The following is a 22,699-nucleotide window of genomic DNA, read 5'->3' as shown; positions in this document are numbered from 1 at the left end:
GAATCAGAGCAGCGGAATGTCTTCTTCCTTTGTGGGGAAGCCGAAGGCTTCACGCTTGTCGCGGATGCCTTTTGGCATCGGGGGACGAGGGATGCCCCGGGCGACAAGCCACTGCTGGCACTTCTTCTGCCATGGCAGAAGATCGGGTGTAGTGATGCCCCAGAAGATGTGCTCGGCGATCAGCATTCTGTCGGGAGCGCCGATGGATGATTTCAGCATCACCGTAGGGTCGGCCCCGTGCTCCAGCAGCCAATAGGCATGCTCGAATCCACCCCGGGTGGTGTACCAGCTGAGGACTGTGTCGGCGGTGCCGCGATTGGATTCATTGATGTTCGCTCCATTCTCAATCAGAAGTTTCACGTTCTCCCACTGATTGCCTGCGATGAAGGCTTGAAACAGCAACGTTTCGCCTGCCGAATTCCGCGTGTTGGGATCGCCGCCGTACTTGAGCAGCAACTGCAGGTAGCGCGCGTCGTCCAGCTTTGCGGCGTAGACCATGGCGTTGTTGTAGCCAAGTCTGCGGCCATCCACGACCTTGTAAGCGCGGGCATTTGGATCTGCCCCGTTTTCAAGAAGTGCGCGGAGGCCGTCCAGACTGCCTGTGCGTAGAGGCCAGGCGACCATGGGAATCCCGTCTTCACGCGAGAACGTCTTGTCCGGATCGACACCCTCTTCAACGATGAGGCGGCGAATGGCCTTTGAATCGCCGCTTTCCGTGGCGATGGCAAGCTGCAGAGCCCTCCCTTCAAAGTAGTTGTCTGCTCCATGACTCGATGATGCCGCGCAGCCGCTGATCAGCAAAAGTGTGAGACAAGCCGCGGAGATGAGGGCTTTCTGCACACATTTGTGAAAGTGAATGCGCATTATCATCCTGATGATTGGGCTGAAACGTGACATTAGCAAAAAGTTCTGATAATCGATAAGCATCGCGTGCCCAAGCCCGTGCCCGGCGCAATGGAGTTTGCCATGAATGGAACCGACATCGAGGCGCGTGCGCGCGCCCTCCAGCAGCAGGATCTTCTCGTTCAACAGCTGCGGGAAAGCGGCAATGACAGGGAAGCTGATCGTCTTCAGGAGACCTATCACGCGCGTGAAATGTCTGGTCTCGCAGCTGATGTCTATCAATCAGCCAAGCACGAAGGTGCGCCTCCCGTGGGATGGACGCGCGGCAGCTCCGATCCGGATGCACTGCGCGCTGCAGGCATCAACATGTCTGACGAAGAGTTGCGTGAGCTTCTGCAACCGCCGCAGTCTGGATTCCGTGCGGAAATATATGTTCCCGACAAAGCGCTTTTCGGTGCAGACGCAAAGCCGGTGGTGGTCTACAAAGGCTCCACCGGTAAGATCGCCGATCCTCTTGCACCGAATGGATGGCGTGAGTCGGGCGGCGAGGATTTTCTGAACAATGGGCAGCAAGGCATTGGGATGCGAAGCGACTACTACGATCGCGCCATGTCACTTGCCACGCAGCTGAATGATCGCATTGGCAATAACTTCGAAATCGCCGGTCACTCCCTCGGTGGCGGCATGGCTTCCGCCGCGTCGGCCGTCACCGGCGCACGGGCTACCACCTTCAATGCGGCAGGCCTGCATCCGGAAACGGCGGCTCGTTTCGCGAAGGAAAATGGTCTGCCCACCTTCAACCCGCAACAAAGCGTGCACACCTACCAGACCACCGGCGAGGTGCTGAATGACGTGCAGAACGGCATGCAGCGCCTGAGCGAGCAGCAGCGTCGCGGCTATGGCGTGCTTGCCAATGAAATGGGCATGTCGCTGAAGGAGCCCGCCATGCAGAAGCTGGTGGGCGACAAACTGCGCGAGATGATGCCACCGGGTGCGCAGACGTCCGCAGCGCAGTTCATCGAACAACTGGCGACCCAGCCGGGGCAGGAAGCCCTGCGCAATATCCCGGTTGCCGCTGGCCGTGCCGAACTGCTGCTCGAGGCCAAGGCACGCGACGCACAGGGCAATATCGTCAATCGTTCGCAGGTAGCGGCGCCAAGCCAGGTTGCAGAGCTGGCTGGACCGCTGTCCACGGTGCTGCACGCCACTGGTTACGGCATGCGCGGTGGGCGTGTGATCGGTGAGCAGGTTGAACGCGCGGGTGCGACTGGCGCGCATGTGCTGGACAGGGTCGGCGATGGCGCAGAGCAGATCCTCAGGACCCAGGGCATGGCCATTGGCCAGGTCGTGAACATGGGATCGACCACGCTCCAGGTGGGTACCCGGGCGACCACCACCGTGATCGCCTCCGGGCGCGAGCTGACCGGAGGCATAGAGGCAACCCTGCACCGCGCGCAGTCGCAGGCCAGTTCCCATGGCATGTCCGCACTGTCGTGGGTAGCCGGTCGGATTGCTTTGGATGACGCGTCCGACAGGTTGGCCAAAGAGGCCGAAAGGGCACGTACTACGGGCGAGCAGCGTGCGGTGCTCGCATCGCGGCAAGCACATGCGGATGCCGAGTGGACGCGTGCCTTTGGCGAGCGGACGGCCACGGCCATCGGCAATGACGGGCAGTGGGTGGCCGGCAAGCTGCAGAACGGTTTTGCCACCGCCGGCGCCCATGTGGACCGCGGCTATGACCTGGTGGCATCGAAGGTAAAGGGCGTTACCGCCCAAGCGCCAGCTGCCATGGCGACGGTCGGGGGCATCAGTGTGGGGGTGGGCACTGCGGCAGCAACGCATGTACCCACCGGTGTCCTGCCATTGGATGCGGTGAAGCTCTCCAATCTCGCTCAGTCCGCGCGACTGATCCGTGACATCGGTCCAGCGTTTGGCGAGGCAACTGCCCGCCATGGCATGGCCGAGACTGTCATTCCCAGCCTGGACTCGGAACTGATCAAGCAGGAAGCCGTCGCCCGCAAGCTGGTCGAGCAGCACCAGCGCATACAGCATCCCGAGGATGGCCGCCGCGCCAGCGTGGCAGCAGAGCCCGCTGCGCGCGGGCACGGCATCAATGACCCTGGCCACACCGACTACCGGTTGTTCAATGGCGCACAGACCGGGGTCCACGCCCTGGACCGCGCCCACAACCGGGTGCCTGACCTGCAGAGCGACCAGCTCGCCGGCGCACTGGCCGTACAGGCCAAGCGCGAAGGGCTGGAGTCCATTTCCCACGTGGTGCTCAGCGAGGATCACAGCCGTGCCTTCGCGGTGGATACGCCGGACCTGAACGCCGCGCACCGCCGCCATGCCCACGTCGATGTGGCAGCGGGCATGGCCCAACCCCTGAGCGCGAGCACGGCCCAGGTTGACGCGATCAACGCCAGTCGCGAGCAGGCGCAGGGGGTATCGCTGGCCCAGCAGCAGGTGCAGGAGACCCAGGAACAGGCACGGCGGATGGGCTAGGGCGGCGCAAACCGCCCGTCGCCAAAGGGTTTCCCTGCGGCCAAAGCTGCGATACAGTCATTGGGTGTCCAGCCTGACGACCCCGCATACCCTTTCTTCCGCACGCCGTTGGTGGCGATGGTGGCCTGTTGCCGTCGTCCGTCCCCATAACGCTGTGTCCCGGAAGGAAAGTCGTCTTGAACTCGCACGCTCAGTTTCTGCAGCAGGCCGCTGAAGGCCACACCCATATTCCCGTTGTCCGCGAAGTGCTGTCCGACCTGGACACGCCGCTTTCGGTCTATCTGAAGCTCGCCGACGGCCCCAATACCTACCTGTTTGAATCCGTCGAAGGCGGCGAGCGCTTTGGTCGTTACTCGATCATCGGCCTGCCGGCACGTCGCGTGTACGCCTTCCACGGCCACACCCTGACCGTGCGCCAGGACGGGCAGGTGGTGGAAACCCGCGAGGTCGCCGATCCGTTTGCCGAGGTCGAGGCGCTGCGCAGCGCCCATTCGGTGCCCAAGCTGGACGGCCTGCCGGGCTTCACCGGTGGTCTGGTCGGCTGGTTCGGTTTCGAGTGCATCGGCTACATCGAGCCGCGCCTGGCCCCGCCGGCTGGCCGCGATGAGCTGGGCACGCCGGACATTCTGCTGCTGGACTCCAACGAACTGGCGGTGTTCGACAACCTCAAGGGCCGGCTGTACCTGATCGTGCATGCCGACCCGCGTACCGACGGTGCCTTCGAGCAGGCCCAGGCACGCCTGGATGCGTTGACCGCCAAGCTGCGCGCACCGGGTGCCGGCTATCCCGCACCGCTTAACAGCGACGTGCTGGACGAGTCCGATTTCGTCTCCGGGTTCACCCGCGAAGGTTTCGTCGATGCGGTCCAGCGCAGCAAGGAATACATCCGCGCCGGCGACATCTTCCAGGTGGTGCTCAGCCAACGCCTGAGCGTACCGTTCAAGGCGCGCCCGGTGGATGTGTACCGCGCGCTGCGTGCGCTGAACCCCTCGCCGTACATGTACTTCCTGGATGTCGGCGACCTGCAGGTGGTCGGCTCCTCGCCGGAAATCCTGGTGCGCCTGCAGGACGGTGAAGTGACCGTGCGCCCGATCGCCGGCACCCGTCCGCGCGGTGCCACGCCCGAGCTGGATCAGGCGCTGGAAGCAGAACTGCTGGCCGATCCGAAGGAACGCGCCGAGCACCTGATGCTGATCGACCTTGGCCGCAACGACGCCGGTCGTGTTTCGAAGGCCGGCACCGTGGAAGTGGGCGAGCAGTTCGTGATCGAACGCTACAGCCACGTCATGCACATCGTCAGCGAAGTGACCGGGCAGCTGCAGCCGGGCTTGAGCTACGCCGACGTGCTGCGCGCCACCTTCCCCGCCGGTACGGTCAGCGGTGCGCCGAAGATCCGCGCGCTGGAAGTGATCCGCGAGCTGGAACCGATCAAGCGCAATGTCTACGCCGGCAGCATCGGCTACATCGGCTGGCACGGCGATGCCGATACCGCGATCGCGATCCGCACTGCGGTGATCAAGGACGGCCGCCTGTACGTGCAGGCCGGCGCAGGCATCGTCTACGACTCGGACCCGGACAAGGAATGGGACGAGACGATGAACAAGGGCCGTGCCCTGTTCCGCGCCGTCGCCCAGGCCGCCAAGGGTCTGTGAGTTCTGCCGTGCCGTGGCCGACGCCGCGGCACCTTCCGCTGTTCCCATTCAAGACAAGGAGTACCGCATGAAGCTGCTGAGCGCATTGCTGTGGTCGTCACTGCTGGCCACGATGGCCCCGCCTGCGTGGGCGCAGGCCAATACCATTCCCTCGCAGCCGCACCTGCTGGTGAAGGGCGAGGCGCGTCGCGTGGTGATGCCGGACCGGTTCGGCCTGCAGTTGAACATCGAGGAAACCGACATGGATGCGGATGCGGCGCGCCGCCGCGTGCAGGACAACGTTGCCCGCGTGCTGGCGCTGTTCAAGCAGTACAAGGCGGTGGAAGGCAGCGTACGTGCGGACAACCTGCGGATCGGCCCGGCAACCCGCTATGAGCAGAGCCGGCAGGTCTTCATGGGTACCCAGGTGTCGCGCCAGTTGCGCGCCAGTTTCGCCAGCGTGAAGCAGATGCAGGACGTGCTGGGTGCGCTGAAGGCCAATGAGAACGTGCAGGTCAGCAGCGTTGCCCCGACCTACTCCGGTGAAGTCGCGCTGCGCCGCGAGCTCAAGGGCGAGGCCGCGGCCAAGACCCGGGAGTCCGCGCAGGGGCTGGCCAAGGCCTATGGAACAAAAGTGCGCGGTCTGTACAGCATCTCCGATGTGGCGCCGAACTTTGCCTATGGCATCCAGGCCGGGCAATGGCCGCAGCTGGGCGAGGATGGTGAGTATCTCGACAGGATCTCGGTGACCGGCAGCTACGCACCGGCCTCGGCACCGGCGCCCGCTGAACGCGAATCCATCGAAGCCGGCCCCATCACCTACACCGAAAACGTATACGCCATTTTCCTGATAAGCGACGGAACCTGACCATGTTGTGGATGATCGACAACTACGACAGCTTCACCTACAACCTCGTGCAGTACCTGCAGACGCTGGGTGCCGAGGTGAAGGTGGTGCGCAACGATGCGATGAGCGTGGATGAGATTGCCGCGCAGAAGCCCGAACGCATCGTCATCTCGCCCGGCCCGTGCACGCCCAACGAAGCAGGCGTGTCGCTGGCGCTGATCGAGCGCCTGGGACCGACCACGCCGATCCTCGGCGTGTGCCTGGGCCACCAGGGCATCGGCCAGGTCTACGGCGGCACGGTCATCCGCGCCGGCAACATCATGCACGGCAAGACATCTCCCATCCGCCATGAAGGCAAGGGCGTGTTCGCCGGCCTGCCGGACCGCTACCAGGCCACCCGCTACCACTCGCTGGTGGTGGACAAGAACAGCCTGCCCGACGCGCTGGAAGTCACCGCCTGGACCGAGAACGACGACGGCTCGATCGAAGAGATCATGGGCCTGCGCCACCGCCAGTTCCCGGTGGAAGGTGTGCAGTTCCACCCCGAATCCATCCTCACCGAACACGGCCACGCCCTGCTGCGCAATTTCCTGCAGCGTCCGGCGGCCTGATCCAAGGAGCATTCCGATGAGCTTCTCCCCCCAGGAAGCCCTGCAACGCACCATCGAACACCGCGAGATCTTCTTCGACGAAATGGTCGACCTGATGCGGCAGATCATGCGCGGCGACGTCTCGCCGATGATGACCGCCGCCATCCTCACCGGCCTGCGGGTGAAGAAGGAAACCATCGACGAGATCGCCGCTGCGGCAACGGTGATGCGCGAATTCGCGCTGGCGGTGCCGGTGGCCGATACCACCCACCTGGTCGACATCGTCGGCACCGGTGGCGATGGCTCGCACACCTTCAACATCTCTACCTGCGCGATGTTCGTCGCCGCTGCGGCCGGTGCGCGCGTGGCCAAGCATGGCAACCGCAGCGTGTCGTCCAAGTCCGGCAGCGCCGACGCGGTCGAAGCGCTGGGTGCGGCTATCGAGCTGCAGCCGGCGCAGGTGGCCGCGGCCATCGAACAGACCGGTATCGGCTTCATGTTTGCGCCGATCCACCATCCGTCGATGAAGGTGGTCGCGCCGGTGCGCCGCGAGATGGGCGTGCGCACCATCTTCAACATCCTCGGCCCGCTGACCAACCCGGCCAGCGCACCGTCGGTGCTGATGGGCGTGTTCCACCCCGATTTAGTGGGTATCCAGGCACGCGTGCTGCGCGAGCTGGGCACCGAGCGCGCCATGGTGGTCTGGGGCCGCGACAACATGGACGAGATCTCGCTGGGCGCCGGCACCCTGGTCGGCGAGCTGCGTGACGGCAAGGTGCGCGAGTACGAGATCCACCCGGAGGACTTCGGCATCGCCATGTCGGCCAGCCGCAACCTGCGCGTGGATGGCCCGGAGCAGTCCATTGCCATGCTGCGTGCGGTGCTGGACAACACCCCTGGCCCGGCGCTGGACATCGTGGCCCTGAACGCAGGCGCCGCGCTGTACGTGGCCGGCGTGGCCAGCGACATCGGCGATGGCCTGGCCCGCGCGCGTGCCGCCATCGCCAACGGCAGCGCCCGTCAGCGCCTGCAGCAGTACGTTGACACCACCCGCGCGCTGGTAGCCTGAGCGCGCGGTTCAGCCCGACCCCCTCGATGGCCGATAATGGCCGTCCTCACCGCCCCCGCATTGAACCGACGACGATGAGCGACATCCTGCAGACGATCCTGGCCCGCAAGGCCGAAGAAGTGGCCCAACGCCGTGCCCAGCGTCCCCTCGAGGACCTGCAGGCCGCCGTTGCCAGCGCCCCGCCGGTACGTGGCTTCGTGCGCGCGCTGCAGGCGGCGGTGGCCAACGGCGACCCGGCGGTGATCGCCGAGGTGAAGAAGGCCAGCCCGTCCAAGGGCGTGATCCGCCCGGATTTCCGCCCGGCCGACATCGCCGTCAGCTACGAGTTCGGCGGCGCCAGTTGCCTGTCGGTGCTGACCGATGTGGACTTCTTCCAGGGTGCCGATGCCTACCTGCAGCAGGCCCGTGACGCCTGCACGCTGCCGGTGCTGCGCAAGGACTTCGTGATCGACGCCTACCAGGTGTACGAGGCGCGCGTGCTGGGCGCCGACTGCATCCTGCTGATCGTCGCCGCGCTGGACGACACGCAGTTGGCCACGCTGTCCGAACTGGCGATGTCGCTGGGCATGGACGTACTGGTGGAAGTGCACGACATCGACGAGCTGGAGCGTGCGCTGCAGGTGCCGGCGCCGATGATCGGCATCAACAACCGCAACCTGCGCACCTTCGAGGTGTCGCTGCAGACCACGCTGGACATGCAGAAGGCGGTGCCGCGTGATCGCCTGCTGGTCACCGAGAGCGGCATCCTCGGCCCGCAGGACGTGGCGCTGATGCGCGACGCCGGCATCCACTCGTTCCTGGTGGGCGAGGCCTTCATGCGCGTGGAAGAGCCGGGCGAGGGCCTGCGTCAGCTATTCTTCGCGGCATGAAAACGCACTATCCAACGCCGCGCGAGGATGCGCCGCTGGTGGTCTTCGACTTCGACCACACCCTGTACGACGGCGATTCGGGCACCCACCTGTTCGCCTCGCTGATCAAGCGTAATCCGCTGCGGATGCTGGCGGCGCTGCTGGTCACCCCGATCGCCGGGCCGCTGGTGGCGATGCTGCCGACCCGTCGAACGGGTATTTCGGTCTATGTGTGGATCGGCAGTTTCGGCCTGCACCGTGCGCGCGATTTCAACAAGGTGATCGACGCCTACGTGCTGCGCAATGAGGCGCAGATGCGCGCCAAGCTGCTGCCGCAGGCGCTGGAGGTGTTCGCCGCGCACCGTGCCAAGGGGGACCGCGTGGTGGTGGCTACAGGCGCACCGCCGGAACTTGCGCGCGCGATCCTGGCCTTCGTCGCCCATCAGGACGTGCCGGTGATCGGTACCGAGGTCGGCCCGCGGCTGGGCGGCGTCGGCCCGACCCGCCACTGCCACAATGAAGAAAAGATGCGCATGCTGCGCGAGCGCGGCTACGGCGATATCGACATCGCCTACTCCGACAGCACCGCCGACCTGCCGCTGCTGCTGGCCGCCAAGGCGCCGGTGGTGGTGAACCCGAAGCCGGGCCGCGTGGAGTTCTTCCGCCGCGTGCTGCCGGCCGGTACCCGCATCCTCAACTGGGGTTGCGTCGACCGCGGCGGCGAGAAGGCGTAATCGATCCCGCCTGCCCGCCGGGCAGGGACCCGGTAGTGCCGGCCGCTGGCCGGCAACCTTGCATCCCCTTCCGCAGCTCATGAGGTTGCCGGCCAGCCGCCGGCACTACCGAATCCCACGCGGGTAGCGCCGGGCCACGCCGGGCGAGCGGTCAGCGGTACAGGTGCCCGTACACCGCGTGGCCGATCTGGAACAGGCTGATGCCCAGCACCAGCACGCCGACGGCCACCAGCACCCAGCGCTCCTTCACCCGCTTGACCAGGATCGCCGCCACCGGCGCGGCCATCATGCCGCCGATCAGCAGGCCGGCGACGATCTGCAGGTGCTGCACGCCCATCGACAGCAGGAAGGTGGCCGAGATGGTCAGGGTGACGATGAACTCGGCCGCGTTGACCGTACCGATGGTGGTACGCGCCTGGCCGCCGCGGGCGAGCAGGGTGGAGGTGGCCACCGGGCCCCAGCCGCCGCCGCCGCTGGCGTCGAGCAGGCCGGCGAAGAAGCCCAGCACCGGCACCCGACGGATCTCGCCCTGGGGCATCCAGCGCCCGGCCGCGCGGGCCAGGATGATGATGGCCAGCACCAGCAGGTAGAGGTAGATCAGTGGCCGGATGATGTCGCCGGGGATCTGGGTGAGCACGTAGGCGCCCACGGCGCCGCCCACTGCGCCGGGCAGGGCCAGACGCAGGAACAGGCGCTTATCGACATTGCCGGCTGCCAGGTGCGACACACCCGAGGCGCCGGTGGTGAACACTTCCGCAGTGTGGATGCTGGCGCTGACCTGCGCCGGCGGCAGGCCCATGCTCAGCATCACCGACGAGGACACCAGGCCGAACGCCATGCCCAGCGCGCCGTCCACCAGCTGCGCGCCGAGGCCGATGAGGATGAACCACCAGAATTCGCTGCTCAGTTCCATGCACCGAGCCTAGCGCGCGAAGGAGTGCGGACCAAGGTCCGCACCCACCGGTTGCTCAACGGGTGCCGTACAGCACCACGGTCTTGCCACGTGCATGCAGCAGGCCGTCGGTCTGCAGCTTCTTCAGCACGCGGCCAGCCATTTCGCGCGAGCAGCCCACCAGACGGGCCAGTTCCTGCCGCGAGACGCGCAGCTGGCTGCCCTGCGGGTGGCTCATCGCCTCCGGCTCCTGCGCCAGGTCGTGCAGGGTGCGCACGATCCGGTCAGTGACGTCCAGGAACGCCAGGCGACTGGCCTTGCGGCTGGTGTCGAGCAGGCGCTTGGAGATCTGCTGGCCCAGCGCGTAGAGCAGGCGCGGGGCATCGGCCGACAGCGGGCCGAGGAACAGCTGGTGCAGGCGCTCGTAGCTGATTTCGGCCAGCTCGCAGGCGGTACGGGTCCGCAGGATCACCTCGCGGCGGTCCGATTCAACGAACAGGCCCATCTCGCCGACAAACTCGCCGGCACCGAAGTAGCCCAGTACCAGCTCGCGATCGTCATCTTCCTCGGCCATGATCGAAACCGAGCCGCTGATGACGTAATACAGGGTTCCCGCCGGATCACCGGGTCGGAAGACGTCGGTACGGGTGGGGTATCGCCGCCTGTGGCTGTGCGCCAGGAAACGATCGATTGTGGCGATATCCAGGGCCAGTGGACTGCTAGCTAGGCGCACGGTTGACACGATAGGAGCGCTCCCTCTGCGCATGAACGGATTCACGGGGTCGATAGCGGAGCTTAACCAGCGCAATTGTTAAGGGCAAACAGTGTGCCAGATGTGAGCGGTCTTCACGTTCCCCCCGGGGACAGTTTGCCCCATAATTCACCCTTTCCCTTCTTACACAGGAATCGACCGCCGTGGTCAAGCCGTTGCCTCGCCTGAGGCTGCAGGGTTTCAACAACCTCACCAAGGCGCTGAGCTTCAACATCTATGACGTGTGTTACGCGCGCACCGAAGAGGAGCGTCAGCGTTACATTGAATACATCGATGAAGAGTACAACGCCGACAGGCTGACTCAAATCTTGACCGATGTCGCTGAGATCATCGGCGCCAACATCCTCAACGTGGCCCGCCAGGATTACGATCCGCAGGGTGCCTCGGTGACGATCCTGATCTCCGAAGAACCGGTGATCGACAAGAAGCAGGCCGGCAAGGAGCTGATCTCCGATGCCGTGGTCGCGCACATGGACAAGTCGCACATCACCGTGCACACCTATCCGGAAACGCACCCGCAGGAAGGTATCGCGACCTTCCGCGCCGACATCGATGTGGCTACCTGTGGCGTCATTTCGCCGCTGAAGGCGCTGAACTACCTGATCGAGAGTCTGGAATCGGACATCGTGATCATGGACTACCGCGTGCGTGGCTTCACCCGCGATGTGAAGGGCAAGAAGCACTACATCGACCACAAGATCAACTCGATCCAGAACTTCCTTGCCAAGAACATCAAGTCGCGTTACGAGATGTTCGACGTCAACGTCTACCAGGAAAACATCTTCCACACGAAGATGCACCTGAAGGACTTCGACCTGGACCAGTACCTGTTCGAGGAGAAGGCCAAGAACCTGTCGTTCAAGGAACGCATGAAGATCGAAGCGCTGCTCAAGCGCGAGATCGAAGAGCTGTTCCACGGCCGGAACCTGTCCGAGTAAGCCCCGTGCGCGATGCCGGCAGGCATCGCCACCCAGGCGGGACGACCCGCCCCGTGGAACCTGCGCTTTGCGCACTGTATAGTTCCACGGTGATGTACCGACCCACGGCCCGGTGTGAAAACACCGGGCCGTTTCGTTTTTTCAAAAAAGGTAAGGAGCCCCCACCCATGCCCTGGATCTATCTGCTGCTGGCCGGCCTGTTCGAGATCGGTTTCGCCCTCGGAATGAAGTACTCCGAAGGCTTCAGCAAACCCCTGCCCACCGCCGCCACGGTGGTGTCCGCGCTGATCAGCCTGTACCTGATGAGCCAGGCGATGAAGAGCATCCCGGTCGGCACGGCCTATGCGATCTGGACCGGCATCGGCGCCATGGGCGTGGCGGTGCTGGGCATCTACCTGTTCAACGATAGTGCGTCGCCGGCACGCCTGGCCTGCGTGGGCCTGATCGTGGCTGGCGTGATCGGCCTGAAGCTGGTCTCGCCCAATTAACTGGTAGTGCCGGCCGCTGGCCGGCAACCTCAGGATCTTGCCGGCCAGCGGCCGGCACTACCCGGGGCTTACAGCCGGTAGGCGATGGTCTTCATCACCTTGGAGGCCAGCGCCATCGCGCCCGGAATCGGGGACGGCAGGCGGCGTGCGCCGGCCCGCTCGGCGTGCTCCGCGTGGCGGGCCTCGTCGTCCTTCATCACCTTGATGACCGCGCGGCTGCGCAGGTCGCCTGGGGGCAGATCGACCAGGTGTTCGTCCAGATGGGCCTCCACCTGGCGCTCGGTCTCGACCACGAAGCCCAGGTTCCAGCCGTCGCCGCGCAGCCCGGCCAGGGTGCCGATGGTGTAGCTGCCGGCATACCACAGCGGGTTGAACAGGCTTGGGCGGCTGTCCAGCTCGCCCAGCCGGGTGGCGCACCACGCCAGGTGGTCGGTTTCTTCCTGCGCCGCTTCCAGCAGGTGTTCGCGCGTGGCCGGGTCGCGGGCCACGGCGGCCTGGCCGAAGTACAGGCCCTGTGCGCAGACTTCGCCCACGTGGTTGATCCGCATCAGGCCGGCCGCGTGGCGGCGCTCGGCGCTGTCCATGCCCGGCTCGTCGGTATCCGCGGCCGGGTAGGGGCGGGCCGCCGGCGGATTGCCGAAGACCGTGTCCAGGGCGCGTTGCGCCTCGGTCAGCAGATGATCCAGCGGGGTGGTCTGGCGGAGCACGGTCATGGCGGTACGCGATGGGGCGGAAGACCCCGCGATTCTCGCCCGGCCCCGTGCCCCTGCCAACCCGCGGCTGGGGGTGGCTTGCACCGGGGGCTTGACCTGCGTACAATCCCGCCTCTTACGCTTCATCTTTCACAACGCGTGGCAGAGTTCCGGCGAGTCCTTCGCCGCAATGAGCCCGACCTAACTAGAGTTCTTCATGAGCACTTTCACTGCCAAGAACGAGACCGTCCAGCGCGACTGGTACCTCGTCGACGCCGAGGGCAAGACCCTGGGCCGTCTCTGCACCGAGCTGGCCCGCCGTCTGCGTGGCAAGCACAAGCCGGTCTACACCCCGCACGTTGATACCGGCGACTACCTGGTCGTCATCAATGCAGAAAAGATTGTCGTCACCGGCAAGAAGCTGCAGGACAAGATGTATCACCGTTTCACCGGCTACATCGGCAACCTGAAGACCGAGTCCCTGGCTCAGGCGCTGGAGCGCCACCCGGAGCGCGTGATCGAGACCGCCGTCAAGGGCATGCTGCCGAAGGGCCCGCTGGGTCGCCAGATGTACCGCAAGCTCAAGGTCTACGCCGGCACTGAGCATCCGCACGCCGCACAGCAGCCGCAGGTTCTGGATATCTAATCATGGCTATCACTCAAAACTACGGCACTGGCCGCCGCAAGTCCTCCACCGCTCGCGTGTTCCTGCGCAAGGGTTCGGGCAACATCACCGTCAATGGCCGTCCGCTGGACGAGTTCTTCGGTCGTGAGACCGCGCGCATGATCGTGCGCCAGCCGCTCGAGCTGACCAAGAACACCGAAAGCTTCGACATCCTGGTCACCGCCGCTGGCGGCGGCACCACCGGCCAGGCCGGTGCGATCCGTCTGGGCATCGCCCGTGCGCTGGTCGAGTACGACGAAACCCTGAAGTCCGAGCTGCGCAAGGCTGGCTTCATGACCCGTGACGCCCGTGAAGTCGAGCGTAAGAAGGTCGGTCTGCACAAGGCCCGTCGCGCCACCCAGTTCTCCAAGCGCTGATCTACCGCGCCTGGTTGGGCTCCTTCGGGGGCCCGCTGGATGGAAAAGCAAAAGCCCGGCTTCGGCCGGGCTTTTGTCGTTCTGGGGTACGCATTTCGAGGTTGCCGGCCATTGGCCGGCACTATCCTTGGCTTCCTGTAGCGCCGAGCCGATGCTCGGCTGCTCTTCGCCAGGTTGCGGGACCAGATTAAAAAGCAAAAGGCCAGATCTTTCGATCTGGCCTTTTGCTTTTTAATCTGGCTGCCCCGGATGGATTCGAACCACCGAATGCCTGAGTCAGAGTCAGGTGCCTTACCGCTTGGCGACGGGGCAATGTAACGTGTAACTATTTTCTCACTTTTCACACTGAAAAACAACTTGGATTTCAGTGTGGTGGCTATGGGTGGACTCGAACCACCGACCCCAGCATTATGAGTGCTGTGCTCTAACCGGCTGAGCTACATAGCCTCGGTGAGCCCGTTATTCTGCTGATGTGTATCGACCCTGTCAACACTTTTGTGTCGTGCTTGTAGGCCGACAGACGGCATGGGATAGTCCCAACCAGTAGATTTTTTAGGAGTCCGCATCGTGATCGATCCGGACGGCTATCGACCGAACGTCGGCATTGTGCTGATGCGGCAGGACGGCCAGGTGTTCTGGGCACGACGTGTGCGCCGGGATGGCTGGCAGTTCCCGCAGGGTGGCATGAATACCGACGAGACGCCTGTCGAGGCCATGTATCGTGAACTGCAGGAAGAGACCGGCCTGCTGCCTGAGCACGTGGAAGTGCTCGGGGCAACGCCCGGCTGGCTGCGCTACAAGCTGCCGGCGCGGGCCATCCGCCGCAACGAGCGGCAGGTCTGCATCGGCCAGAAGCAGGTCTGGTTCCTGCTGCGCCTGACCGGTGACGAATCCCATGTGTGCCTGGACCATACCGATTCGCCGGAGTTCGACCACTGGCGCTGGGTGGATTTCTGGTACCCGGTGGAGCATGTGGTGATGTTCAAGCGCGGCGTCTATGCACGCGCTTTGCGACATTTGGCGCCGCTGGCACGCGGGGTGGCCGGGCAGGGCGTCACGGCCATGCCCAAGAGTGCTGCCGAGGCCTGGATGCCCGGCCACACGGCTGGCCACGATCGCCCGCGAAAGCGTCCGCGCAGCCGTGGCTACTGGCCGAAGAAGGCGCAGGGCGACGTGCCGCCGGCGTAACCGGCTGAACGGTATCGAGAATGGTTCAGGTCTCTGATTGACAACCATTCTCGTTTCCATTGGAATAGCCAACAGGCCACCTCTGGCCTGTCAGCCCGGTTTACGCCTGTGTACGTCTGCATCTGCAACGGAGTCACCGACCACCAGATCCGCGAAGCCGCCAGCCATGGCGTCACGTCGGTGGCCGAGCTGACCATGCGTACGGGCTGTGGCGCCACCTGCGGTTCCTGCCTGGACATGGCCGGCGAACTGCTGGCCAAGGCGCGCGCCACCCACGACCTGCCGTTGCCGGTGCTCGGCCTGGCACAGGTCGCCTGAGCAACCTTTTTCGCGGCGCATTGACGCCGCTCACTCGTTCCCTTCACTGCGTGCCGCACAGGCCAATGCGCACGATTCGCGTTCCTTCACCGGCGCGCGCAAGGCGCTAAAGTGCCTGCGTTTTCAGCGCGCAGGAGCACCCCCATGAAGGGCGACAGCAAGGTCATCGAATTCCTCAACAAGGTCCTCTACAACGAGCTGACCGCGATCAACCAGTACTTCCTGCATGCCAAGATGCTGAAGAACTGGGGCATCAAGGAACTGGCCGAACACGAGTACAAGGAATCGATCGACGAGATGAAGCATGCCGACATGCTCGCCGACCGCATCCTGTTCCTCGAAGGCCTGCCGAACTTCCAGGCGCTGGGCAAGCTTCGCATCGGCGAGAACCCGACCGAGATCCTGCAGTGTGACCTGTCGCTGGAACGCGACGGCGTGGTCACCCTGCGCGAGGCCGTGGCCTATTCCGATTCAGTCGGCGACTACGTCAGCCGCCAGCTGTTCGTGAAGATCCTCGATTCGGAGGAAGAACACATTGACTGGCTGGAAACCCAGCTCGACCTGATCGAGCGTATCGGTGAGCCGAAGTACCTGCTGAGCAAGCTGGAAGAGTGACTTAGCGTCGAGCTTGCTCGACTGTGTCCAGCATGGCGATGGTCGAGCAAGCTCGACGCTACCGATGCTGTGCCAGGTAGCCCGTCAGCGCCACGCGCGCCCGGGCGAATTCCGCAACCAGCAGCGCCACCGCCACGGCGGGGCGCTGCAGGCTGCCGGCACGGGCTTCATGCTCGATGCGCTGCGCGACCGCCGACAGCGACAACACGCCCACATTCGCACTGGATGATTTCAGGGTGTGCGCGAGTGCCTGCAGGCGCGGCTCGTCGCCGTTCTGCGCGGCCTGCTGAAGCTGCTGCACCATTGCGGGTGCATCTTCCAGGAACACCGCGACGATCTGGAGCGCGGCATCGCCGATCACCGCGTGCAGTTCGTCCAGAACACCGCGGTCAAGCACCGGCTGCGGAGCGGCGTGGCCTTTTGTGTTTTGTAGAGCCGAGCCATGCTCGGCTGGCGGGGCTCGACCGGCCGCGGGGGCGTTGCCGTCGAGCAAGCTCGACGCTGCGACATCGCTCGATCGTTGCCCCCAGCGCTTCAACAGCGCATGCAACGTGGCGCGCGCGATCGGCTTGGACAGGTAGTCATCCATTCCGGCCTGCAGGCAGCGTTCGCGGTCACCGGCCATGGCATTGGCGGTCATTGCGATGATCGGCAACCGCGGGCGACCGGATTCCGCTTCCTCGGCGCGCCACCGGCGGGTGGCGGCGTAGCCATCCAGCACCGGCATCTGGCAGTCCATCAGCACCACATCCACGCCGCCCTCGCGCAGCGCGAGCAGTGCCTGTTCGCCATCGCTGGCGTTGCGCACCTCGCACTGGAACACCCGCAGCAGTTGTTCGGCCACCATGCGGTTGACCGTGTTGTCTTCCACCAGCAGCACGCGCAGGTGCAGCGGCGGCAATGCCGCTGCCGGCTGCCCATCTTCGGCGTTGGCCAGCAGCGCAGCCGGGCGCGCATGCGCCACCGGAACGGCCAGCAGCGCATGCAGGGCGGCATCATCGAAATGGGCGGGTAGCTGGTGCTGGCGCGGGTGCGGCGGGAGCGCCTCGTCCTGCAGCCACAGCACCCGCAGTGCGTCGTCCTCGCCACGTTCGGCCAACGCCCGCTGCAGCGTCACCTCGCCGTTGCGGCGCGCACGTGCATCAACCAGCAGCCAGGCGGGCGCCTGCTGGCCCGGGCGCGGTACCGCGCGCAGGCGTTCGACCAGCGTATCCAGTTGCGGCAGCGGTTGAACCTGCAGGCCGTGGTGGGCCGCGACGCGCTCGACGCGTGCCTGTAGCGAGGCATCGGCGCTGAACAACAGCAGCGCTGCCGGTGCGCGCGCCATCGCGGGCAGGTCGCCGGGGACCTTCAGCAGCGGAATCTCGAACCAGAAAGTGGCGCCCTGGCCAGGCGTGGACTGCACGCCGATGCGGCCCTGCATCAGGTCGATGATGCGCTTGCAGATGGCCAGGCCCAGGCCGGTGCCACCGTAGATGCGGGTGGTCGAGGCATCGGCCTGGCTGAAGGACTGGAACAGGCGCGCCTGCAGTGCCTGGTCGATGCCGATGCCGGTATCGGTGATCTCGAAGCGCAGCTGGTGCTGCGCGGCACCTTCGCCCAGCCGTTGCACGCGCAGCTGCACCTGGCCACGCGCGGTGAACTTGATCGCGTTCGCAAGCAGGTTGCTGAGCACTTGGCGCAGGCGCACCGGGTCACCACGCACCGGCAGCCGCACCGACGGGTCCAGCTGCAGGCCCAGTACCAGGCCCTTCGAATCGGCGGCGCGCTGCATCAGCTGCACCACGCCATCGAGCAGCTCGCGCAGGTTGAAGCTGGTGATCTCCAGTTCCAGCGCCTGCGCTTCCAGGCGCGAGTAATCGAGGATGTCGTCGACGATGCGCAGCAGCTGCTGCGAGCTGGCCGAGGCGGTGGCCAGCATCTGTCGCTGGTCCTCGCCCAGCGGTCCACGTGCGATCAGCTCCAGCATCGGCAGGATGCCGTTGAGCGGGGTGCGGATCTCATGGCTCATCGTGGCCAGGAACTCGCCCTTGGCCAGCACCGCCGCTTCGGCGGCCTGCTTGGCCTGCAGCAGCTGCTGTTCCAGCTGGCCCTGGCGTTCGGTGGTGCGGCGCAGCTGGTCGCGCTCGCTGGCCAGTACGCTGCGCTCGCGCTGCAGGCTGGCCAGCGCACGATTGCGCGTACGCAGGCGCAGGCCCATCAGCAGCACGATGGCGGCCGCAGCAAGGGCAACCAGCAGCGCGCCCCACAGCGGCACGTCAGAGCACCGCGTTGTGGAAGTCGAAGTTCAGGTCACTGCCGGCCGACTGCACCATGTTGCCCTGGATGTAGTCGACGCCACCGACCCACATCGCGGCTGCGGCTTGTGGGTCTTCGATCTGCTGCCCGATGATCTGCAGGCCGGCGGCATGCGCCTGCTCGATCGCCCTGCGCAGTTCTTCGCGGGTGGCCGGGTTGGCATGGCTGCTGGAGAAGCGCGCGGCCATGCGCACGAACGATAGCGGCAGCTGGGTCAGCAGTGCATCGGCGTCGGCACTGGGTTCGAACTGGCTCAGGCAGAAACGCACGCCGGCGCCGGCCATGCGCTGGCAGAACTGCTGCAGTGGCACGGTGTGGATCAACGCGTCGGGCAGGCGTACGTCGACCACCAGCGCGCTACCGGGCAGGTCGCGCCGCTGCAGCGATTCCAGCAGCCAGTCGGCGAAGGCATCGCGCTGCAGGGTGCGCAGCGACTGCGACACGAACAGGTTCAACGGTTGCGTGGCATGCCGGTACAGATCGAGCAGGCCCAGCGCATGGTCCATCACCTGCTGGTCGAGATCAGCGATGCGGCCTGCCGCTTCCGCAGCCGGAATCACCTGGCCGGCCGCCAGTACCGTGCCATCGGCCTGGCGCAGGCGCAGCAACAGCTGGTACTGCGCGGTGTTGCCGCCGGCGACGGCGACGATCGGCTGGTAGGCCAGTTCCAGTTGGCCTTCCAGCAGGGCCAGGTGTTCCTGTTCGGTGATCGCCTGGCGATGCACATGACCGGCGACGCCGGCGCTGAGCAGGCGCGCCTGCAGGGTGGTGCGCTCGACCGCTTCCAGCGCGCTGTTGGCATCGTCGAAGCCCGGCGACATCGGCGCGTAACCGACCACGCCGCGCAGGTGCACCGATTCGTCGTCGCGGATCACGAAGGCCCGCGCCGACAACTGCTCGCGCAGGGTCGCGGCGATGCCTTCGAGGCTGTCTTCGTCAGCACTGCGGGCCAGCAGCAGGAAACTGTTGTCGTTCAAGCGCGCCAGCAGGTGCGGATGACCGGCTTCGGCCAGGCGCTGCCCGGCCTGCACCATCAGGCGCTCGAACGCGGCATAGCCGTAGCGCTCGCGCAGGCCCAGCGCGCTGGCCACTTCAATGAAGAACACGCCCCCGTGGTCGCGGTGGGCGAGCGCGGTGTTGAGCTGCTGCAGCACGTGGTGGCGGGTCGGCAGGCCGGTTTCCGGATTGCTGGTGGCCGGTGCGCCGGTGGCACCGGGCAAGGTTGCGGCCTGGGCACGTGCGCGGCGGATGCGGTTGGCCACCGCCGCGATCAGGTGGCGGGGGCGGATCGGCTTGCTCAGGTAGTCATCTGCACCGCTGTCGAGCACCTCGAACTGGCGCTCCGGATCCGGATCGCCGCTGAGGAACACGATCGGCAGCAACTGCAGGCCAGGCTGCTGGCGGATCAGCGCGGTCAGGCGCATGCCGTCCAGGCCGGGCAGGTGCAGGTCCATCAGGATCAGATCGGGGCGATGTTCCTTGATGGCCTGCAGCGCGCCATCGGCATCGCTGTGCACGATCGCCTGCATCCCGGCACCGTGCAGTACGCTCTGCGCGAACAAGGCCTGGGCGCGGTCATCCTCGACGATCAGCACGCGGTAGGGCGAATCGGAGGGCGGCGGTGCCTGGTCATTGTTGCCTGCTTCAGCCAGTGCGCCAGGGCCGGGCAGCGGCGGCGGTGCGCTGCCGATCGTCGCCGGCGTGTCAACCGCGGCCAGCGACGGGGTTGCCGCCGCGGCGGCTGCGACCGGACTTGCCGGTTCAGCGGTCCAGCGTTGCCAATGATCGGCCGGAGGGGTTTCAGCGCGTCCCGGGCGGGCGCCCGCGGGGGATTCGTTTGCGGCCATCGGTGCTCCTGGTGTTCGCGTCCATTATGCGACAAGCCCGGCGTTCAACCGGTGCCGGGCTGTCGCGGACCGTCTGCGGCGACACCGCGTGCCAGCCAGCGCACGCCTTTCCACAGGGTGCGCCAGACCAGCCACACCAGCAGGGCACCGGCCAGGCTGCAGGCCAGCACCACGATCAGCGCGATCCACGGATGTGCCAGGGCCAGTGCCAGGCCGCCGATCACCACGGTGTCTTCGGCAGCGGACGCGACCCAGTTGCTGGCCGGTTCCGGCGAGGTGTTGAGCAACGCGCGGGTGCCGGCCTTCAGGCCATGGCTGGCCAACGCGACACCGGCACCGGCAGCAAGCGCGCCGGTGCCCAGCTGCCCATCGGGCGACAGCGTGGCGGCGGCGAGGAAGGCACCGGCAGGCACGCGCGCGAGCGTCTGCACAAGGTCCCAGGCCGAGTCCACGCCGGGAATCTTGTCGGCGAAGAATTCGGCCACGGCCAGCGCCGCGGAGGTGCCCAGCACCCACCATGACTCGGTGGCCTGCAGGGCGGGGGGCAGGTCGACCCAGCCGAGCAGGCCGGCCAGGCCGACGCCGAACACGGTGAGGTAGACGCGAATACCGGCCAGCCAGGCCAGCAGGATGCCGATCACGAACAGGTGGGCTTCGGTCATGGCGATGCTCCGGCGACGGAACTGTGCAGGGGGCCACACTATCGGCGATGGCGTGCCTGAACGCCACAGACCGCCGCCGGTCCCTGCGCAGGAAACCCACCTGTCCTGTCATACACTAGCCCGTCGTTTGCCACAGGGGCCGTATCGGTGTCGCCCTCGCGATGCCCCGGAAACCACCCATGAACAACCGCCCACCCATGCGCGTGCAGGTGCGCCTGCCCGGCGCGCCGCAACCGCCGATGGACCGTCGCCGCCTGCTGGTGATCGGTGGCATCTGGCTGCTCAGCCTGGTGTTGGCCGCGCTGGGTGGCTGCTGGATGGCCACGCCGCGCGATGCGCAGGGCCAGCGCCTGCAGGCCGCCGAGAAGCGTGCCGAGGGCCTGCAGACGCAGCTGACCGAGTTGCGCCAGAAACAGGCCACGCTGGAAGCCTCCGACCGCATCAGCCGCGCCGCCAATACCGAGGTGCAGTCCTCGCTGGCCGAGCGTGACGAAGAAATCGCCGGCCTGCGCGCCGACGTCGCCTTCTATGAGCGACTGGTGGGTTCGACCAGCCAGCGCAAGGGCCTGAACACCCATTCCATCGAGTTCAGCCCGGAAGCGGCCGGCACCTGGCAGTACACCGCCGTGCTGACCCAGAACCTCAACCGCGGTGCCATCAGCCAGGGGCAGATGCGCTTCACCGTGGAAGGCGTGAAGAACGGCAAGCTGGCCACGATCAGCTGGGATGATCTGCACCAGCGCAGCAAGGTGCCGGGACAGGATTACTCGTTCCGGTACTTCCAGCAGATCAGCGGCAGCGTGATGCTGCCGGCTGACTTCACCCCGCAACGCGTGCGGGTGACATTGGGGAGTGGTGCGGGGGGCACCACCCAGGTATTCGACTGGAAACAGGCCGGTGCGCCGGCCGCCAAAGGGGAGTAGGCAGATGTTCGGAAGCAGCAAATCCAACCGTGAAGGCCAGCTGGTGGTGGATGCCCTGATCGGCAACCAGGTGGTGATCCGCGGTGATGTGGAATTCAGTGGCGGGCTGTACGTGGAAGGCCGCATCCATGGCAAGGTGATCGCCGCTGAAGGTGCCAGTGGCGCGACCCTGACGGTCGCCGAGCATGGTGTGATCGAGGGTGAGATCCGCGCCCAGGTGGTGGTCATCAGCGGTCGTCTCGACGGCGACGTGCACGCCACCGAGAAGGTCGAGCTGACCCCGAGCGCGCGGGTCAACGGCAATGTCCATTACCAGGTGGTGGAGATGAATGCGGGGGCCCAGCTGAATGGACGCCTGATCCACGCCAGCGCCCCGATGGCGGCCCTGCCGGCCCCGGAAAGCGACGACGCCAACGGTGGCAAGGGCGATACCGCCGCGCGCCGCAAGCTGGCCGAGGCGATGGCTTGAAACCCAGCGTCGACGCCCCCATGCTGAGACCATGAGCACGCTAGTCTCCCTGCCCGGCGCCAGCCCGGTCGCCGCGCCCGATTACCAGTCGCTGGAGCGCCCGCTGAACTTCACCGAGTCGGCGGCCGCCAAGGTCAGATCTTTGATCCAGGAAGAGGGCAACCTCGACCTGGCCCTGCGCGTGTACATCGAGGGTGGCGGCTGTTCGGGCTTCCAGTATGGGTTCGAGTTCGACGAGAACCGTGCCGAGGACGATCTGGCGGTGCAGACCAGCGGGGTGACCCTGCTGGTCGACCCGCTGAGCCTGCAGTACCTGATGGGCGCCGAGGTGGACTACACCGAGAGCCTGACCGGTGCCCAGTTCGTGATCCGCAACCCGAACGCCAAGACTACCTGCGGCTGCGGCAGCAGCTTCAGCATGTAAACAGGCCGCGGGGCCTGCCCCCTGCGCGACAAGGTGTGTGGAGCAAGCTCCACCCCACAGCTGGT

24 protein-coding genes and 2 tRNA genes are annotated in these 22,699 nt (G+C 65.8%); 17 read left to right on the top strand and 9 right to left on the bottom strand.

Features of this window, described 5'->3' with window-relative positions; all coding sequences use genetic code 11:
• Positions 1-3: 3 nt before the first annotated feature.
• Positions 4-1,029, bottom strand: coding sequence for an ankyrin repeat domain-containing protein (locus tag V9K93_RS07420; RefSeq protein ID WP_308518138.1), 1,026 nt, complete (start codon positions 1,027-1,029; stop codon positions 4-6).
• On the opposite strand from V9K93_RS07420, the gene V9K93_RS07415 reads away from it, so the two are divergent.
• From V9K93_RS07415 to V9K93_RS07385, 7 genes are all read left to right on the top strand, one after another.
• Positions 967-3,348, top strand: coding sequence for a Tle-like phospholipase domain-containing protein (locus V9K93_RS07415; RefSeq protein WP_337302283.1), 2,382 nt, complete (start codon positions 967-969; stop codon positions 3,346-3,348). The genes V9K93_RS07420 and V9K93_RS07415 overlap by 63 nt on opposite strands.
• A 176-nt stretch (positions 3,349-3,524) precedes the next feature.
• Positions 3,525-5,000, top strand: a complete 1,476-nt coding sequence (trpE, locus tag V9K93_RS07410; protein WP_136639159.1) for an anthranilate synthase component I — start codon at positions 3,525-3,527, stop codon at positions 4,998-5,000.
• A gap of 67 nt (positions 5,001-5,067) precedes the next feature.
• Entirely contained in the window at positions 5,068-5,847 is a 780-nt protein-coding gene (locus tag V9K93_RS07405) for an SIMPL domain-containing protein (RefSeq protein WP_337302282.1), read from the top strand.
• A 2-nt stretch (positions 5,848-5,849) separates the two neighbouring features.
• Positions 5,850-6,437: an anthranilate synthase component II gene (locus tag V9K93_RS07400; protein WP_065723589.1), complete on the top strand. Its 588-nt coding sequence runs from the start codon at positions 5,850-5,852 to the stop codon at positions 6,435-6,437.
• Between the two features lie 16 nt (positions 6,438-6,453).
• Complete coding sequence (trpD, locus tag V9K93_RS07395) at positions 6,454-7,485, top strand: anthranilate phosphoribosyltransferase (protein ID WP_046983687.1); 1,032 nt, start codon at positions 6,454-6,456, stop codon at positions 7,483-7,485.
• Positions 7,486-7,559: 74 nt separating this feature from the next.
• Complete coding sequence (trpC, locus tag V9K93_RS07390; protein ID WP_100435359.1) at positions 7,560-8,354, top strand: indole-3-glycerol phosphate synthase TrpC; 795 nt, start codon at positions 7,560-7,562, stop codon at positions 8,352-8,354.
• Positions 8,351-9,067 carry a haloacid dehalogenase-like hydrolase gene (locus V9K93_RS07385; RefSeq protein WP_136639161.1) on the top strand — a complete coding sequence of 239 codons (717 nt, stop codon included), beginning with the start codon at positions 8,351-8,353 and terminating at the stop codon, positions 9,065-9,067. The genes trpC and V9K93_RS07385 overlap by 4 nt, the downstream gene beginning before the upstream one ends.
• A 151-nt stretch (positions 9,068-9,218) precedes the next feature.
• On the opposite strand, the gene V9K93_RS07380 is transcribed toward V9K93_RS07385, so the two are convergent.
• Entirely contained in the window at positions 9,219-9,980 is a 762-nt protein-coding gene (locus tag V9K93_RS07380) for a sulfite exporter TauE/SafE family protein (RefSeq protein WP_046983690.1), read from the bottom strand.
• A 55-nt stretch (positions 9,981-10,035) separates the two neighbouring features.
• Positions 10,036-10,725: a cAMP-activated global transcriptional regulator CRP gene (crp, locus tag V9K93_RS07375; protein WP_010482649.1), complete on the bottom strand. Its 690-nt coding sequence runs from the start codon at positions 10,723-10,725 to the stop codon at positions 10,036-10,038.
• Positions 10,726-10,874: 149 nt separating this feature from the next.
• On the opposite strand from crp, the gene speD reads away from it, so the two are divergent.
• Positions 10,875-11,669, top strand: coding sequence for an adenosylmethionine decarboxylase (gene speD / locus V9K93_RS07370; RefSeq protein ID WP_006473908.1), 795 nt, complete (start codon positions 10,875-10,877; stop codon positions 11,667-11,669).
• Between the two features lie 167 nt (positions 11,670-11,836).
• Positions 11,837-12,157: a DMT family transporter gene (locus V9K93_RS07365; protein ID WP_005411314.1), complete on the top strand. Its 321-nt coding sequence runs from the start codon at positions 11,837-11,839 to the stop codon at positions 12,155-12,157.
• Between the two features lie 68 nt (positions 12,158-12,225).
• On the opposite strand, the gene coq7 is transcribed toward V9K93_RS07365, so the two are convergent.
• Complete coding sequence (gene coq7, locus V9K93_RS07360) at positions 12,226-12,870, bottom strand: 2-polyprenyl-3-methyl-6-methoxy-1,4-benzoquinone monooxygenase (protein WP_337302281.1); 645 nt, start codon at positions 12,868-12,870, stop codon at positions 12,226-12,228.
• A gap of 196 nt (positions 12,871-13,066) precedes the next feature.
• On the opposite strand from coq7, the gene rplM reads away from it, so the two are divergent.
• A complete protein-coding gene (gene rplM, locus V9K93_RS07355) occupies positions 13,067-13,495 on the top strand; it encodes a 50S ribosomal protein L13 (RefSeq protein ID WP_006398837.1) in 429 nt (142 codons plus the stop codon).
• 2 nt (positions 13,496-13,497) lie between these two features.
• The gene (gene rpsI, locus V9K93_RS07350; RefSeq protein WP_005411311.1) at positions 13,498-13,890 is read left to right on the top strand and encodes a 30S ribosomal protein S9; all 393 of its coding nucleotides are present in this window, start codon (positions 13,498-13,500) and stop codon (positions 13,888-13,890) included.
• A 237-nt stretch (positions 13,891-14,127) separates the two neighbouring features.
• Here rpsI and V9K93_RS07345 read toward each other — a convergent pair.
• Both V9K93_RS07345 and V9K93_RS07340 read right to left on the bottom strand, forming a co-directional pair.
• Positions 14,128-14,202: transfer RNA gene (locus V9K93_RS07345), tRNA-Gln, on the bottom strand.
• Between the two features lie 58 nt (positions 14,203-14,260).
• Positions 14,261-14,337, bottom strand: a tRNA-Met gene (locus V9K93_RS07340).
• A gap of 120 nt (positions 14,338-14,457) precedes the next feature.
• Here V9K93_RS07340 and V9K93_RS07335 point away from each other — a divergent pair.
• The 3 genes from V9K93_RS07335 (at position 14,458) to bfr (ending at position 16,011) form a co-directional block, all read left to right on the top strand.
• Positions 14,458-15,078 carry an RNA pyrophosphohydrolase gene (locus V9K93_RS07335; protein WP_006398836.1) on the top strand — a complete coding sequence of 207 codons (621 nt, stop codon included), beginning with the start codon at positions 14,458-14,460 and terminating at the stop codon, positions 15,076-15,078.
• Positions 15,079-15,186: 108 nt separating this feature from the next.
• Positions 15,187-15,396 (top strand): (2Fe-2S)-binding protein, encoded by a 210-nt coding sequence (locus V9K93_RS07330; protein ID WP_032951724.1) that lies wholly within the window; start codon positions 15,187-15,189, stop codon positions 15,394-15,396.
• 144 nt (positions 15,397-15,540) lie between these two features.
• A complete protein-coding gene (gene bfr / locus V9K93_RS07325; protein WP_006398834.1) occupies positions 15,541-16,011 on the top strand; it encodes a bacterioferritin in 471 nt (156 codons plus the stop codon).
• 58 nt (positions 16,012-16,069) lie between these two features.
• Here bfr and V9K93_RS07320 read toward each other — a convergent pair whose 3' ends face one another.
• The 3 genes from V9K93_RS07320 to V9K93_RS07310 are packed head-to-tail and all read right to left on the bottom strand — an operon-like array spanning position 16,070 to position 20,818.
• The gene (locus tag V9K93_RS07320; protein ID WP_337302280.1) at positions 16,070-18,268 is read right to left on the bottom strand and encodes an ATP-binding protein; all 2,199 of its coding nucleotides are present in this window, start codon (positions 18,266-18,268) and stop codon (positions 16,070-16,072) included.
• A gap of 1 nt (position 18,269) precedes the next feature.
• Positions 18,270-20,156 (bottom strand): EAL domain-containing protein, encoded by a 1,887-nt coding sequence (locus V9K93_RS07315; protein ID WP_136639164.1) that lies wholly within the window; start codon positions 20,154-20,156, stop codon positions 18,270-18,272.
• 44 nt (positions 20,157-20,200) lie between these two features.
• The gene (locus tag V9K93_RS07310) at positions 20,201-20,818 is read right to left on the bottom strand and encodes a DUF4126 domain-containing protein (protein ID WP_046983694.1); all 618 of its coding nucleotides are present in this window, start codon (positions 20,816-20,818) and stop codon (positions 20,201-20,203) included.
• Positions 20,819-20,997: 179 nt separating this feature from the next.
• Here V9K93_RS07310 and V9K93_RS07305 point away from each other — a divergent pair, with 179 nt between their 5' ends.
• Genes V9K93_RS07305 through erpA form a run of 3 tightly spaced genes read left to right on the top strand, consistent with a single transcriptional unit; the run spans position 20,998 to position 22,634 of the window.
• Complete coding sequence (locus V9K93_RS07305; RefSeq protein ID WP_012512305.1) at positions 20,998-21,741, top strand: DUF6776 family protein; 744 nt, start codon at positions 20,998-21,000, stop codon at positions 21,739-21,741.
• A gap of 4 nt (positions 21,742-21,745) precedes the next feature.
• Positions 21,746-22,210 carry a bactofilin family protein gene (locus V9K93_RS07300; RefSeq protein WP_046983695.1) on the top strand — a complete coding sequence of 155 codons (465 nt, stop codon included), beginning with the start codon at positions 21,746-21,748 and terminating at the stop codon, positions 22,208-22,210.
• A gap of 31 nt (positions 22,211-22,241) precedes the next feature.
• Positions 22,242-22,634 (top strand): iron-sulfur cluster insertion protein ErpA, encoded by a 393-nt coding sequence (gene erpA / locus V9K93_RS07295; RefSeq protein ID WP_046983696.1) that lies wholly within the window; start codon positions 22,242-22,244, stop codon positions 22,632-22,634.
• Positions 22,635-22,699 lie beyond the last annotated feature (65 nt).

This window comes from Stenotrophomonas sp. CCNWLW162, from assembly GCF_037203745.1.
GTDB lineage: Bacteria > Pseudomonadota > Gammaproteobacteria > Xanthomonadales > Xanthomonadaceae > Stenotrophomonas > Stenotrophomonas maltophilia_AQ.
This window is presented reverse-complemented; position numbering and strand designations above follow the sequence as displayed.